Source organism: Castellaniella defragrans 65Phen (assembly GCF_000612685.1).
Taxonomy (GTDB): Bacteria; Pseudomonadota; Gammaproteobacteria; order Burkholderiales; family Burkholderiaceae_B; genus Castellaniella; species Castellaniella defragrans.
Map to the genome: position 1 here is coordinate 3,638,214 of NZ_HG916765.1, position 14,287 is coordinate 3,652,500.

The 14,287-nt window shown below is 66.4% G+C and carries 10 protein-coding genes, 2 rRNA genes and 1 other RNA gene (1 of these 13 running past the window's edge); 3 read left to right on the plus strand and 10 right to left on the minus strand.

Annotated elements, in window-relative coordinates; genetic code table 11:
* Positions 1-7: 7 nt before the first annotated feature.
* Entirely contained in the window at positions 8-436 is a 429-nt protein-coding gene (gene mraZ / locus BN940_RS16200; protein ID WP_043684694.1) for a division/cell wall cluster transcriptional repressor MraZ, read from the minus strand.
* A 620-nt stretch (positions 437-1,056) separates the two neighbouring features.
* Between mraZ and BN940_RS16205 the strand changes: the two genes are divergently transcribed.
* Positions 1,057-2,406 carry an ABC transporter substrate-binding protein gene (locus BN940_RS16205; protein ID WP_043684697.1) on the plus strand — a complete coding sequence of 450 codons (1,350 nt, stop codon included), beginning with the start codon at positions 1,057-1,059 and terminating at the stop codon, positions 2,404-2,406.
* 55 nt (positions 2,407-2,461) lie between these two features.
* On the opposite strand, the gene BN940_RS16210 is transcribed toward BN940_RS16205, so the two are convergent.
* The 5 genes from BN940_RS16210 to rnpB form a co-directional block, all read right to left on the minus strand.
* Positions 2,462-3,667: a branched-chain amino acid ABC transporter permease gene (locus BN940_RS16210; protein ID WP_052355965.1), complete on the minus strand. Its 1,206-nt coding sequence runs from the start codon at positions 3,665-3,667 to the stop codon at positions 2,462-2,464.
* Between the two features lie 33 nt (positions 3,668-3,700).
* Positions 3,701-4,834, minus strand: a complete 1,134-nt coding sequence (locus BN940_RS16215) for a branched-chain amino acid ABC transporter permease (RefSeq protein ID WP_084330741.1) — start codon at positions 4,832-4,834, stop codon at positions 3,701-3,703.
* A 4-nt stretch (positions 4,835-4,838) separates the two neighbouring features.
* The gene (locus tag BN940_RS16220; protein ID WP_043684700.1) at positions 4,839-5,546 is read right to left on the minus strand and encodes an ABC transporter ATP-binding protein; all 708 of its coding nucleotides are present in this window, start codon (positions 5,544-5,546) and stop codon (positions 4,839-4,841) included.
* Complete coding sequence (locus BN940_RS16225; protein WP_242404219.1) at positions 5,527-6,378, minus strand: ABC transporter ATP-binding protein; 852 nt, start codon at positions 6,376-6,378, stop codon at positions 5,527-5,529. The genes BN940_RS16220 and BN940_RS16225 overlap by 20 nt, the downstream gene beginning before the upstream one ends.
* Before the next feature lie 198 nt (positions 6,379-6,576).
* Positions 6,577-6,980: RNase P RNA component class A (gene rnpB, locus BN940_RS18140), an RNA gene on the minus strand.
* A gap of 249 nt (positions 6,981-7,229) precedes the next feature.
* Here rnpB and BN940_RS16230 point away from each other — a divergent pair.
* Positions 7,230-9,134: an ATP-binding cassette domain-containing protein gene (locus BN940_RS16230; RefSeq protein ID WP_043687824.1), complete on the plus strand. Its 1,905-nt coding sequence runs from the start codon at positions 7,230-7,232 to the stop codon at positions 9,132-9,134.
* 70 nt (positions 9,135-9,204) lie between these two features.
* Here the strand turns inward: BN940_RS16230 and pyrC are convergent, their stop codons facing one another.
* Positions 9,205-10,287: a dihydroorotase gene (pyrC, locus tag BN940_RS16235; protein ID WP_043687825.1), complete on the minus strand. Its 1,083-nt coding sequence runs from the start codon at positions 10,285-10,287 to the stop codon at positions 9,205-9,207.
* A 167-nt stretch (positions 10,288-10,454) separates the two neighbouring features.
* Here pyrC and BN940_RS16240 point away from each other — a divergent pair, with 167 nt between their 5' ends.
* On the plus strand, positions 10,455-10,727 hold the full coding sequence (locus tag BN940_RS16240) for an SWIB/MDM2 domain-containing protein (protein ID WP_043684703.1): 273 nt from the start codon (positions 10,455-10,457) through the stop codon (positions 10,725-10,727).
* Positions 10,728-10,766: 39 nt separating this feature from the next.
* Here the strand turns inward: BN940_RS16240 and BN940_RS16245 are convergent, their stop codons facing one another.
* From BN940_RS16245 to BN940_RS16255, 3 genes are all read right to left on the minus strand, one after another.
* Positions 10,767-11,135, minus strand: coding sequence for a DUF4870 family protein (locus tag BN940_RS16245; protein WP_052355966.1), 369 nt, complete (start codon positions 11,133-11,135; stop codon positions 10,767-10,769).
* Between the two features lie 272 nt (positions 11,136-11,407).
* Positions 11,408-11,520 (minus strand): 5S ribosomal RNA (gene rrf, locus BN940_RS16250).
* Between the two features lie 234 nt (positions 11,521-11,754).
* Positions 11,755-14,287 (minus strand): 23S ribosomal RNA (locus BN940_RS16255) (it continues 354 nt past the right edge of the window).

Consider the following 14,287-nt stretch of genomic DNA (forward strand, 5'->3'; position numbering starts at 1 on the left):
TGCGGGTTCAGAAAGAGATCTGTTCAAGAATGGCCGGATCGAGGTTGCCCACGTCCGCCATGCAACGCGCCTCCCATTGGGCGCGATCCCACAGTTCAAAGTTGGACCCGAGCCCGAGCAGCATGACGTCGCGGTTCAGGCCGGCCGCCGTGCGCAATTCGGGCGCCACCAGGATGCGGCTCGCCCCGTCCATCTCCACGTCCTGGGCGTTGCCCAGCAGCAGGCGCTGCAGCGGCCGCGCCGAGGCCGGCAGCGCGGCGATCTGCTCGCGCTTGGCCTCCCAGGTGGAGCGGGGATAGATCATCAGGCAGCCGTCCGGATGCCGTGTCAGGGTCAGGCGCCCCTGTTCCTGGGCCAGCAGGGCGTCGCGATACCGGGCCGGAATGGACATCCGACCCTTGGCATCCAGCGTGAGCGCGCTGCTTCCCTGAAACACGAGGGGGTTCCTCCCACTTCATGACACAAAAATCTACTTTGTCCCACTCTACGGGATGGATCGGCACCGGTCAAGGCAAAAATTGAATTTTCTTCAATGACAACAAGCACTTACAACTGTTCCGGAGAATTCACCGATAAACAAACGCCTGAAAAATCAATATATTGGAAACCAAACTGAAAGTCCTTTATCAGGTCAGGGCCTTTGCCCGGGGCCTCCGGACGGCCCCGGGGACGCCTCCCGCGTGCTCCCCGCGGCGGACGGGCGCGGCCGCCGGTCCCCACCTGCATCAATTCCCGATTGACAGGCCCCGGGCCAGCCGATGTAATGAACTTTCACCTCCCGGGCCGAAACACCGGCCACAGCACCGGCATGTCCCCGGGCGCCGGACTCGAAAGCATCCGAGCCTTCTTTGCCGCCGGGCCGCCCCAAGGCAAAAAGCGCCCCCCTCGGGGGGATGAGTCAGGACACGGGATAGTCCCTGCGGACCATTCCGTGCCTGACGAATCCGAGCGGCATGCAGGCCGCGAGGTGGATGCAAGCGGCCGCAGGCTGCGTAGCGCAGGGGCCATTTTTGCGTTTGCCTGTCGTCTCGTCAGTCACCAGAAAGGAGATTTCGCATGTCGGATCAAGCCCATTCCCCCTCGTCGCGCCGTCATTTCCTGCAGTCCGTCGGGACCGCGGGCGGCGTGATGATGCTCGGCGGCATCCTGCCGCTGCGACGCGCCCTGGCCGCCGGCGCCCCGCCCGCCATCAACCTCGGCCAGGTCCTGCCCATGACGGGCTCCGCGGCCGAGTTCGGTCCCTACTACCGCGACGCGGTGCGGCTGGCCGTCGACCAGATCAACACCGCCGCCAAGGAGGTCTTCGGCGGCCCCCTCATCGCCCACCACGTCACGGCCGACAGCGCGACCCTGCCGACGGTCGGCGTGCAGGCGGCCCGCCAGATGATCGACACCCAGCACACGCCGGTCATCATCAACGGCTGGTCCAGCGGCGTCACGGTCGCCGTGGCGACTTCGGTCACCATCCCGTCCGGCGTCCTGCAGATCGGCAACGGCACCACGTCCCCGCTGGTCAGCGTGCTGCCCGCCGACGCCAAGGCCGACCTGCTGTTCCGCACCAGCGCGTCGGACGCCATGCAGGGCGTGGTGGCCGCCCAGTTCGTCAACGGCGAGCTCGACCCGGCCTACAAGTTCAAGCGCGTGGCCACCATCTATATCAACAATCCCTACGGGCAGGGCCTGTCCAACGCCTTCGCCGCCGCCTTCAAGAAGCGCGGCGGCACCGTCCTGGCGGAAGTCCCGCACCCCGAGGAAGTCCAGCCCACCTACAAGTCCATGCTGTCCCAGGCCCTGAAGGACAAGCCCGACCTGCTCCTCATCGTCAGCTACCCGGCGCACACCATCGCCATCTGCAAGGAATCCCGCGACACCTTCAACTTCACCCGCTGGCAGTTCACCGACGGCAACGCCAGCATCGACATCATCAAGGAAGTCGGCGCCAAGGACATGGACGGCCTCTACGGCACGGCGCCGGGCGAGGACACCAGCACGCAGTCCTACCGCGATTTCGCCAAGACCTACCTGTCCACCTACAAATACGACCACTTCCCGCCCTTCACCACCTGCTCGTACGACGCCGGCCTGGTGGCGGGCCTGGCCATGGCCGCCGTCGTGGCCGGCGGGGCCACCGACGCCTCGAAGATCACGGGCACGATGCTGCGCGACGAGCTGCGCAAGGTCGCCAATCCGCCGGGCGAGATGATCGACGGCGGCAGCCAGGAGCGCGCCATCCGGATGCTCCAGGCCCTGAAGGACAAGAAGAAGATCAACTACAACGGGGTCGCCGGCCCGTGCGACTTCGACAAGAACGGCGACGTCATCACGCCCGTCAACATCTGGAAGTACGCGGGCGGCCAGATCGAGACGGTGAAGATGGTCGCCGCCAAGGACATCCCGGCCGGCTGAGGCGCAAGGCCGCGGGGCCGCCGGATCTCCGCGCGCCCCGCCGGGAACCGCGCGGCTAATCCTCCGGCTCCCCGTCCAGGAAGCGGGACACGCGCTTTTTCTCGGGCAGGATGCCCTGCGGGCGATACAGCACGATCAGCGCCAGCAGCAGCCCGACGAAGGCCCAGCGCAGGAAGGACATGCGGGAAGCCACGTCGGGGGCCACCCCCTGCAGGGCGACCTGCAGAGAGTCGGTGACGAAGCCGGTGCCGCTCCAGACGGCCCAGATCACGAAGGCCCCCAGGATGGCGCCCTTGTTGTTGCCGCTGCCGCCCAGCATCAGCATCACCCAGACGAGGAAGGTGGCGAACAGCGGCTTGAAGTGGCTGTAGTCGATCGTGACCATGTACGGCGCGTACAGCGCGCCAGCCACGCCGATGACGACGGCGCCCAGCACGAAGGACTGCACGCGCAGGGACTTGACGGGCTTGCCGCTCATGGCGGCCGAATCCTCCTCGTCGCGCACGGCGCGCAGCGCGCGGCCCCAGGGCGAGCGCACCATGGCTTCCAGCACGGCGTAGGTCAGGGCCAGCGCGAGCGCGACGATCACCAGGTACAGGTAGCCGTAGTCCCGCGGCTGCATGATGGACAGCACGGTCTGCAGGGCGTCGGGCAGCCAGCCGCAGCCTTCGCGGTCGAAGACGCAGGACAGGGGCTGCGGGATGCCGGACATGGGCTGCGGCCCGTTGGCCAGCCAGCGCTCGTTCTGGAAGACGAGGCGGATGATCTCGGCGATCCCCAGCGTGGCGATCGCCAGGAAATCCGCCCGCAGGTGCAGGATGGGCTGGGCGATCAGCCAGGCCACCACGCCCGCCATGACGCCCGCGGCCGCCACCCCGAGCAGATAGGGCGCCTCCAGGCCGAACCACTGCTGGGCGTAGGCCGCCATCATCCCCGAGGGCGGCGCGGTGACGAACAGCGCCATGATGAACGCCCCCACGGCGAAGAAGCCGGCCACGCCGAAGTTCAGGTGGCCGTTGTAGCCCCATTGCGCGTTCAGGCCCAGCGACAGGATCGAGTAGATGATCGCCATGATGCTGAAGGACACCAGGTAATCCATGCTGCCGGGCAGCAGGCCCGCGATGCCGAAGGCCAGGACGCACGCCAGGACGAGGGCCGCCGGCAGGCGCGCGCGCCAGCGCAGGGCGGAAAACAGCAGGCAGCCCAGCAGGAAGGCCGGCACCAGCAGGAAGCAGGCTTTGAGCAGATGCAGGGGGTCCATGGTCCGGCTCCTCGATGCGTGTGTGTGACGGCCCTAGCGCTGGGCGAACAGCCCCTGGGGCCGCATCAGCAGCACCAGCACCATCAGGACGAAGGCGACCGCCGGCCCGTAGGCCGGGTTCAGGAAGGCGGAAGTGAGCTGCATGGCGATGCCGATGATGACCGAGCCGACCAGCGCCCCCCAGGCGCTGCCGATCCCGCCCATGATCACCGCCGCGAACAGCGGCAGCAGCAGCACGAAGCCCATGTCCGGGCGCATCTGCGACGCCAGCCCGTACATGACCCCGCCGATGGCGGCCAGTCCCGCGCCGATGGCCCAGGTCCAGGCGACGACCTGCTCGGTGTCGATGCCGCGCACCTGGGCCAGGTCGGGGTTGTCGGCCGTCGCGCGCATGGCCTTGCCGATGCGCGTGCGGGTCAGCATCCAGTACAGCAGCGCCACCAGGACGACGGCCAGGGCGAAGACGAAGAATTGGTCCGCCTGCAGGCGCAGGCCGAAGGGCAGGGCCAGCGCCGGATTGGAGCGCCCCGAATAATAGAAATGGAAGTCCGATCCCCAGACGAGATAGACGATGCCCCGCAGCAGGAACTCCATGCCCAGCGAGGCCATGGCCAGCAGCACCAGCGGCGACTGGTGCCGGCGCAGCGGCCGGTACAGCAGCCGGTCGATCACGATCGCCACCACGGCGGTGACCGCCGCCGCCACCAGCAGGCCGACGAGGAGTTCCCAGCCGAAGGAAAACCGCCAGATGGGATTGGACTGCGGCAGGACGAGCACCATGCCGTAGGTCACGTACGCCCCCAGGGTGAGGAATTCGCCGTGGGCGAAATTGGGGAATTTCAGCACGCCGTAGCAGAGCGTCAGGCCGATGCCGCCCAGCGCGATGATGCCGCCCAGCATCACGCCCCACGCGGTCAGGGACAGCATGTCCTCGACGCTGGTGCCCGAGAGCCAGCCCGCCAGCCACATGCCGGCCAGCACCAGCAGCAGCACGCCGCCGACGAAGCGGCTGCTGCGCGCCCCGCCCGCATCGCGGGCGTCCACCGCATCGGCATCCGCGGCGGGCGGCGCGGCCGCCCGGACCGCCGGGGCGCCCGGTGCCGTCGAAATGCCTGGAACATCCGGAGGCATGCCCTCGTCCGCCGCGGGCCGCGCCGTATCGCTCATCGCGTCATCCTCCCAGGTAGAGGCGCCCGACGTTCGGATCGTCGAGCAGGTCCCGGCCCGTGCCCTCGTGGCGGTTCTCGCCGTTGGCCAGCACGTAGCCGCGGTGGGCCATCCCCAGCGACTGGCGGGCGTTCTGCTCGACCATCAGGATGCCCACGCCGCTCTCGTTGATCCGGGCGATGCGCTCGAAGATCTCGTCCACCAGCTTGGGGGACAGGGCGGCCGTGGGCTCGTCCAGCAGCAGCAGCCGGGGGCTCATCATCAGCGCGCTGCCCATCGCGACCATCTGCCGCTCGCCGCCGGACATCCGGCCCGCCAGCTGGCGGCGGCGCTGGCGCAGCTTGGGAAACATCGCGTAGACGCGCTCCTTGTTGTCCGACAGATCGATCCTGCCCATCGGGAAGGCGCCCATCTCCAGGTTTTCCTCGACCGTCAGCGAGGTGAAGACGTTGGCCACCTGCGGCACGTAGCACATGCCCAGCCGCACGATGCGGTGCGGCGCCTCGCGCGCGATGTCGTGGCCGTCGAAGGCGATCGAGCCCTGGCGCGGATGCAGCAGGCCGAAGATCGTCTTCATCAGGGTGGACTTGCCCGCCCCGTTGGGGCCGATGATGGCGACGATCTCGCCGGCCTCGACCCGGATGGACACCGCGCGCAGGATCTCGGTGTCGCCATAGCCCGCCGTGACGGCGTCAACCTGCAGCAGCGGCATACTGCCCTCCCAGGTAGGCCTCCAGCACCGCCGGGTCGCTGCGCACCGCCTCGGGCGCGCCTTCGGCCAGCTTGCGTCCTTCGCTCATGACGATGACCGGATCGCACAGGCTCATGACCATGTTCATGTCGTGCTCGATCAGCAGGAAAGTGATCCCGCGTTCGCGTGACAGGGTCTGGATGTTGCGCACGATGCTCTGCAGCAGCGTGCGGTTGACCCCGGCCGCCGGCTCGTCCAGCAGGATGATCCGCGGGTCCGCCATCAGCATGCGGCCCATTTCCAGCAGCTTCTTCTGCCCGCCCGACAGGTTGGCCGCGTACTCGTGCTGGACGTGGCCAAGCTGCAGGTATTCCAGGACTTCCCGCGCCTTGCGCAGGTGGCCGGCTTCCTCGGCGCGGACGCGGCCCGGGCGCAGCAGGGCGTTCCACCAGCGCTCGCCCGATTGCCCGGGCGGCACCAGCATGAGGTTTTCCAGGACGCTCATGGTGCCGTGCTCGCGGGGGATCTGGAAGGTGCGGCACAGGCCGCGGGCGAAGACCTGGTCCGGACGCTGGTGGCCGATGTCCTGGCCGTCCAGCAGGATGCGCCCCGAATCGGGGGGGATGAAGCCGGTAATGAGATTGAACACCGTGGTCTTGCCGGCGCCGTTGGGGCCGATCAGGCCGGTGATGGTGCCGCGTTCCACCTGGAACGAGCACTGGTCCACGGCGCGCAGGCCGCCGAAGCTCTTGCTCAGGTCCCGGACCTCGAGCAGCGGATGCCGCTGGCCGACATCCGTTTCCGACAGGGACGATGCTGCCGAATCCGCCACCGATGCCTCCTGGATTTCCACGACGGGAATCCGGCCGGCGTACCCCCGCGCCTGCGCGCGGCGGGCCGTCGGTTGGATATGAGGATTCAGGGTATCACAGCCGCCCCGGCGGCCGAATGCGCATAAGTCCCTATGGCCGCCGCCCCGCGGCCGCGTCCGCGGAGGGCCGGAACAGGCCGCGCCAGGTCGCGCCAGGCCGGGCCGGAAAAGCGGAGAAAGAAGCGGAACAGATCTGTAGGCCGGATTCTGTACGCCGGGTTGCCCCGGCGGGCGATCATTCCTCTGGGCGGGCCATTGCTGGACCGCTCTAGCCATCTACCCGCATGCTCGGACGGGCCGCCCTGTCGGCACGAAGCCGGCGCATGCCTATTTGATGTTGCTCCCGATAGAGGTTGCCGCGTTTCACCCTGCCGCGGACCGCCCGGACGGGCCGGACGGACGGTACGGAGATGGCCGTACCGGTGTGCACCTCGCGGCGCACCCCCGCGGCAGACTCGTCTCTGTGGCCCTGTTCCTCGGCTTTCCCCGAAAGGATCGCCGGACGGCCGTTAGCCGCTATCGCGCCCGATGGAGTCCGGACCTTCCTCGATGCCTGACGGCACCGCGATCGCCCGATCTGCCCCGCGTCGGCATTGTACGACAGCGGGGGAGCCGCCGGAGGCGTCCACGCGCATCCGCCGATCCGGATCGCGGGGCCGGCCGCCCCGGGCGGCCCGAGCGCCGCACCACGCGCATCCGCCGCTGCGGGCGGCCCTCCGCTGCGGGCGGTCCGCCGGGCACGCCCCCGGCCAACCTGCGACAATAGTCTTTTGGCCCCGGCCGCCCGCGACGCCGGCGGCCGCTCCACCGGCCGCACCACCGTTGCCCGCATCATGTCCGACATCCTGCTCTCCCTCGCCCAGGCCCAGCTCGCCTACGGCCACCATCCCCTGCTCGACCACGCCGACCTGACCCTGCTGGCCGGCGAGCGCATCGGCCTGATCGGCCGCAACGGCGCCGGCAAGTCCTCCCTGCTGCGCGTCCTGGACGGCCGCGTGCGCCTCGACGACGGCGAGATCCGGCGGCGCGGCGGCCTGCGCATCGCCACCGTCGAGCAGGAGCCCGCGCTGCCGGAGGACGAGACCGTGCTCGGCTACCTGTCCGGCGATCCGCTGGCGACCGAGGACTGGCAGCGCTCGGCCCGCGCCGGGGCGCTGATCGACGCGCTGGGGCTCGATCCCGGCCTGCCCATCCGCGGCCTGTCCGGCGGCACGCGCAAGCGCGTGGCCCTGGCCCACGCTCTGGTCCAGGAGCCCGACCTGCTGCTGCTCGACGAGCCGACCAACCATCTGGACTTCGCCGGCATCGCCTGGCTGGAAAATCTGCTGCGCGCCACACGCGCGGCGGTGGTGCTGATCACCCACGACCGCCGCTTCCTGGACGCCGTGGCCACCCGCATCGTCGAGCTCGACCGCGGACGGCTGCTCAGCTTCCCCGGCAATTTCTCCGCCTGGCAGGCGCGCAAGGCCCAGTGGCTCGACGCCGAGCAGCAGGCCAACGCCCGCTTCGACAAGCTGCTGTCCCAGGAGGAAGTCTGGATCCGCAAGGGCATCGAGGCGCGCCGCACGCGCAACGAAGGCCGGGTGCGCCGCCTGGAGGCCCTGCGCCGCGAACGCGCCGCGCGGCGCGACCAGCAGGGCCAGGTGCGGTTCTCCCTGGCCGACGGCCAGCGCTCCGGCAAGCTCGTGGCCGAACTGAAGAACGTCACCCACGGCTACGACGACCGCATCCTGATCCGGGATTTCAGCACCCTGATCCAGCGCGGCGACCGCATCGGCCTGATCGGCCCCAACGGCGCCGGCAAGACGACGCTGCTGCGCATCCTGCTGGGCGAGCTCCAGCCTCTGCAGGGCAGCGTGCGCCTGGGCACCAACCTGTCGATCGGCTACTTCGACCAGATGCGCGACCGGCTCGACGAATCCGCCACCCTGGCCGACACCATCAGCCCGGGCAGCGAATGGGTGGAGATCGGCGGCCAGCGCAAGCACGTCATGAGCTACCTGGAGGACTTCCTCTTCCCGGCGGCGCGCGCCCATTCCCCCGTCTCCAGCCTGTCCGGCGGCGAGCGCGCCCGCCTGGCGCTGGCGCGCATGTTCGCCCAGCCCCACAACGTATTGGTGCTGGACGAGCCCACCAACGACCTGGACATCGACACCCTGGAGCTGCTCGAAGGCCTGCTGCAGGACTACCAGGGCACCGTCCTGCTGGTCAGCCACGACCGCACCTTCCTGGACAACGTGGTCACGCAGACCATCGCCGCCGAGGGCGACGGCCGCTGGCAGGAATACGTGGGCGGCTACGACGACTGGGAGGCCCAGCGGCCGCGTCCCGCCGCAGCGGAAGCGCCCCCGGCCCGGACCGCCCGCGCCGGCGCGGCCGATACCGCGAAGGAGCGGCCGGCGGGCCAACCGGCCCAGGCCCCGGACCGGCTCCCGACTTCGGCCCAGACTTCGACCCAGACCCCGGCCCCGGCTTCGGCCCCGGCCGGGGCCGCCGACAAGCCGCGCAAGAACCGCCTGGCCCCCTGGGAAGCCGAGGAACTGGCCGGGCTGCCCGACCGGATCTCCGCCCTGGAAGCGGAACAGGCGGCCCTCGCCGCCCGCCTGTCCGACCCCGGCCTGTACAGCCAGGGCGCCGACGAGGCGCAGCGCGTCCAGCAGGCCCTGGGCGAGCTGGAAGGCAGGCTGGAAGCCCTGTTCGAGCGCTGGACCCTGCTGGAGGACAAGCGCGGCGACTGAGTGTCGACGACCGACTGTCGGCGACTGAGCCGCGTCTCCGATCCGTCGGGCGTGGAATCGCCCGCAGGGACTATTCCGCGTCCCGACTCACCCGCCACGCCAGGGACTCCCCGGCGGCCAGCGGCACGACCACGTCGTCGCCCAGCGGCAGGTCGCGGGGAACCGGGTCCGCGACCCGTTCCAGCGTCAAGGTGCCGGCATTGGGCGCCAGGCCGTAGAACGCCGGGCCGTGCAGGCTGGCGAAGGCCTCCAGGCGGTCCAGGCGGCCGACGGACTCGAAGGCCGCCGCGTACAGCGCCATGGCGTGGCGGGCCGTGTAGCAGCCCGCACAGCCGCAGTCCTGTTCCTTGGCGCCGCGCGGATGCGGCGCGCTGTCCGTCCCGAGGAAGAAGCGCGGATTGCCGCTGGTGGCCGCCGCGAGCAGGGCCTGGCGGTGGGTTTCCCGCTTCAGGATCGGCAGGCAGTACCAGTGGGGCCGCAGCCCGCCCTTGAACAGGGCGTTGCGGTTGTACAGCAGGTGCTGCGGCGTGAGCGTCGCGCCGATGGGGCCGTCGGCCTCGGCGACGTAGGCCGCGCCGTCGGCCGTGGTCAGGTGCTCGAACACCACCTTCAGTGCGGGAAAGGCCCGCCGCAAGGGCACCATGACCCGCTCGATGAAGACCGCCTCGCGGTCGAACACGTCGACCGCGGGATCGGTGACCTCGCCATGGACCAGCAGCGGCATGCCGCAGTCCTGCATGGCGGCGAGCGTGGCCGCGCACTGGCCCAGCAGATCCGTCACGCCGGCGTCGGAATGGGTCGTCGCCCCGGCCGGATAGAGCTTCACCCCGTGCACGAAGCCGCTGTCGCGCGCCCGGCGGATCTCGTCGGGCGCGGTCCGGTCGGTCAGGTACAGGGTCATCAGGGGCTCGAAGGACGACGCCTCGCCCCCGTCCGCCCGCCCCCGTCCATCCGCCTGTTCATGCGCCTGGCGCAGGGCGGCCAGGATGCGGTCGCGGTAGGCGCGCGCGTCCTCGGTCGTCAGCACCGGCGGCTTCAGGTTGGGCATGATGATGGCGCGCCCGAACTGCCGCGCCGAATCCATCACCACGCTGCGCAGCACCGCGCCGTCGCGCAGATGCAGATGCCAGTCGTCGGGACGGGTCAGGCGGATGCGCGCCGGCGCGGGGGAAACCCCGGCCTGCGGCGCATCGACATTCGGAGAAGCAAGTGGAGAACTCTGTGACACGGTCTGACAATCCTGTTTTGTCTTTCGGGGAAACACGCGGTATGCTGCGAGGGCAATTCACTCAACACTGCACTGTATAGGAGCCTGCATACATGGCAACCACCGAAAAATCAGGTCGCAAACCCAATGCGGCATTCATGAAGCCCCTGACCCCCAGCGCCACCCTGGCGGCCGTGATCGGCAACGAAGCCGTGCCCCGTACCGAAGTCACCAAGCGCGTCTGGGACTATATCAAGAAGCACGATCTCCAGGATCCCGCCAATCGCCGCAACATCAATGCGGATGCCAAGCTGCGCCCCCTGTTCGGCAAGGACCAGGTTTCGATGTTTGAATTGACCAAGCTGGTCAGCCAACACCTGAAATAAACGGGGTTGCGGCGGGCTGTCGCGGCAGCCCCGCCGGGATCACAGGCCCGGAAGCGGCGTTTCCCCGGCCCAATGCGCCAGCCAGCCCTTGGCGATGCGGTAGATGATCCAGATCACGGCCACCAGACCAGTGACGAAGCCGACGAAGATCAGGCTGGCCAGTGCGCTCAGCGCCAGCCACAGCAGACCCCACCAGAACGTCCGGATGATCCAGTCGATGTGGCCGGCATACACGGTGCCGACCATGTCGCCGCGCTTCAGATAGGCCAGCACCACGGCGGCCAGGACGGCCGCACCGAAGATCCCCGCGGACAGGATGCCCACGGCGAACAGGGCATACATCAGGTGGACGAGCTGCCGCTGATTCAGGCCCTTGTCCATGTCGGGAGTGTCGTCGCCTTGGATCATGAAGTCTCCTGCGTAGGCGCGGGCGGGCGCCGGCGTTTGAAAAGTTCATTCTAGCAGGGATGCGGCCCGCCACGCCGTGGAGGGCCGCTCGCTCGTGGGTGGCCGGGAGGCCGGTCTGGCCGCACGTGCCAGGTCCGGAGACGCGCCGTGGCCGCCCGTGCGTGGTCCGGAGACGCGCCGTTGCGGGAGCTCGCGCTGCCTGGCGCGCGGCGCCCCCCCCCCAAAGACAAAGCCCCTGCAGAGGTTATCTGCAGGGGCTTTGAGGCATAGAAGCCTGACGATGACCTACTTTCACAGGTGTCCACCCACTATCATCGGCGCGAAGGCGTTTCACTGTCCTGTTCGGGATGGGAAGGAGTGGGTCCACCTTGCTATGGTCGTCAAGCATAACTGGTTGCGGTCGAGTCTGGGGCCGCGAGGGCCTTGGACTGGATCGCCAATTTGGAAGAAGCACTGCGCGGCAAGCCTAGCGGGCCTGCGGCGCTTGCAGTGTTCGACGCGACGGGCTGCATTGTAGCAGACTCGGGGCGCCTTGCACTGGGGTTGCGTTGTTTCGTTCAATTGTGTCGGCTACACACACACGATCACTACGTTCCGTTGCGGTACTCCGCAAGGTTATAGGATCAAGCCGCACGGGCAATTAGTACTGGTTAGCTGCACGCGTTACCGCGCTTCCACACCCAGCCTATCAACGTCCTGGTCTCGGACGACCCTTCAGGGGGGTCAAGCCCCCGGGATACCTAATCTTCAGACGAGTTTCCCGCTTAGATGCCTTCAGCGGTTATCTCTTCCGTACATAGCTACTCGGCAATGCCATTGGCATGACAACCGATACACCAGTGGTACGTCCACTCCGGTCCTCTCGTACTAGGAGCAGGCTCCGTCAAGTATCCAACGCCCACGGCAGATAGGGACCAAACTGTCTCACGACGTTTTAAACCCAGCTCACGTACCTCTTTAAATGGCGAACAGCCATACCCTTGGGACCGGCTACAGCCCCAGGATGAGATGAGCCGACATCGAGGTGCCAAACACCGCCGTCGATATGAACTCTTGGGCGGTATCAGCCTGTTATCCCCAGAGTACCTTTTATCCGTTGAGCGATGGCCCTTCCATACAGAACCACCGGATCACTATGACCTGCTTTCGCACCTGTTCGACTTGTCAGTCTCACAGTCAAGCACGCTTATGCCATTGCACTATCAGCACGATTTCCGACCGTACCTAGCGTACCTTCGTACTCCTCCGTTACACTTTAGGAGGAGACCGCCCCAGTCAAACTGCCCACCATGCACTGTCCCCGACCCGGATAACGGGCCAAGGTTAGAACCGCAAACAGACCAGGGTGGTATTTCAAGGTTGGCTCCACCGAATCTAGCGACTCGGTTTCAACGCCTCCCACCTATCCTACACAGGCCGGTTCACAATCCAATGCAAAGCTACAGTAAAGGTTCATGGGGTCTTTCCGTCTAGCCGCGGGTAGATTGCATCATCACAAACATTTCAACTTCGCTGAGTCTCAGGAGGAGACAGTGTGGCCATCGTTACGCCATTCGTGCAGGTCGGAACTTACCCGACAAGGAATTTCGCTACCTTAGGACCGTTATAGTTACGGCCGCCGTTTACCGGGGCTTCGATCAAGAGCTTGCACCCCATCACTTAACCTTCCGGCACCGGGCAGGCGTCACACCCTATACGTCGACTTTCGTCTTTGCAGAGTGCTGTGTTTTTAATAAACAGTCGCAGCCACCGATTCTCTGCGGCCCCTTCATGCTCCAGGCGCGAGCCTGTCACACTACAAGGGCATACCTTCTCCCGAAGTTACGGTATCAATTTGCCGAGTTCCTTCTCCTGAGTTCTCTCAAGCGCCTTGGAATATTCATCCCGTCCACCTGTGTCGGTTTGCGGTACGGTCTCGTGAGACTGAAGCTTAGAGGCTTTTCCTGGGACAACTTCCAATCAGTCCAGGAACCGAAGTTCCTGTCCAGCCACACCCTTGAATTACGCGCCCGGATTTACCTAAGCGCCTTCTTCGATGCAGCAACGGGGACATCCAACACCCCGATGACCTTCTGCCATCCGTCCCCCCATCGCATCTCACGACGGTGCTGGAATATTAACCAGCTTCCCATCAGCTACGCATCTCTGCCTCGCCTTAGGGGCCGACTCACCCTGCGCCGATGAACGTTGCGCAGGAAACCTTGGACTTACGGCGAGGGGGCTTTTCACCCCCTTTATCGCTACTCATGTCAGCATTCGCACTTCTGATACCTCCAGCAGCCTTTACAAGCCACCTTCGCAGGCTTACAGAACGCTCTCCTACCGCGTGCACTTGCGTGCACACCCGCAGCTTCGGTAACTGGCTTAGCCCCGTTACATCTTCCGCGCAGGACGACTCGATCAGTGAGCTATTACGCTTTCTTTAAAGGATGGCTGCTTCTAAGCCAACCTCCTGACTGTCTATGCCTTCCCACTTCGTTTCCCACTTAGCCCGTTTTAGGGACCTTAGCTGGCGGTCTGGGTTGTTTCCCTCTTGAGTCCGGACGTTAGCACCCGGTGCTCTGTCTCCCACACTGTACTTGCCGGTATTCGGAGTTTGCCATAGGTTGGTAAGTCGCCATGACCCCCTAGCTATAACAGTGCTCTACCCCCGGCAGTAATCATGTGAGGCACTACCTAAATAGTTTTCGGAGAGAACCAGCTATCTCCAGGCTTGTTTAGCCTTTCACCCCTATCCACAGCTCATCCCCTAACTTTTCAACGTTAGTGGGTTCGGTCCTCCAGCACGTGTTACCGTGCCTTCAACCTGGCCATGGATAGATCGCCTGGTTTCGGGTCTACACCCAGCGACTGAATCGCCCTGTTCGGACTCGCTTTCGCTACGCCTTCCCTATCCGGTTAAGCTTGCCACTGAATGTAAGTCGCTGACCCATTATACAAAAGGTACGCAGTCACCCCTCAAGGAGGCTCCTACTGTTTGTATGCATACGGTTTCAGGATCTATTTCACTCCCCTTCCGGGGTTCTTTTCGCCTTTCCCTCACGGTACTGGTTCACTATCGGTCGATCACGAGTATTTAGCCTTGGAGGATGGTCCCCCCATCTTCAGACAGGATTTCACGTGTCCCGCCCTACTTATCTGACGCCTAGTCC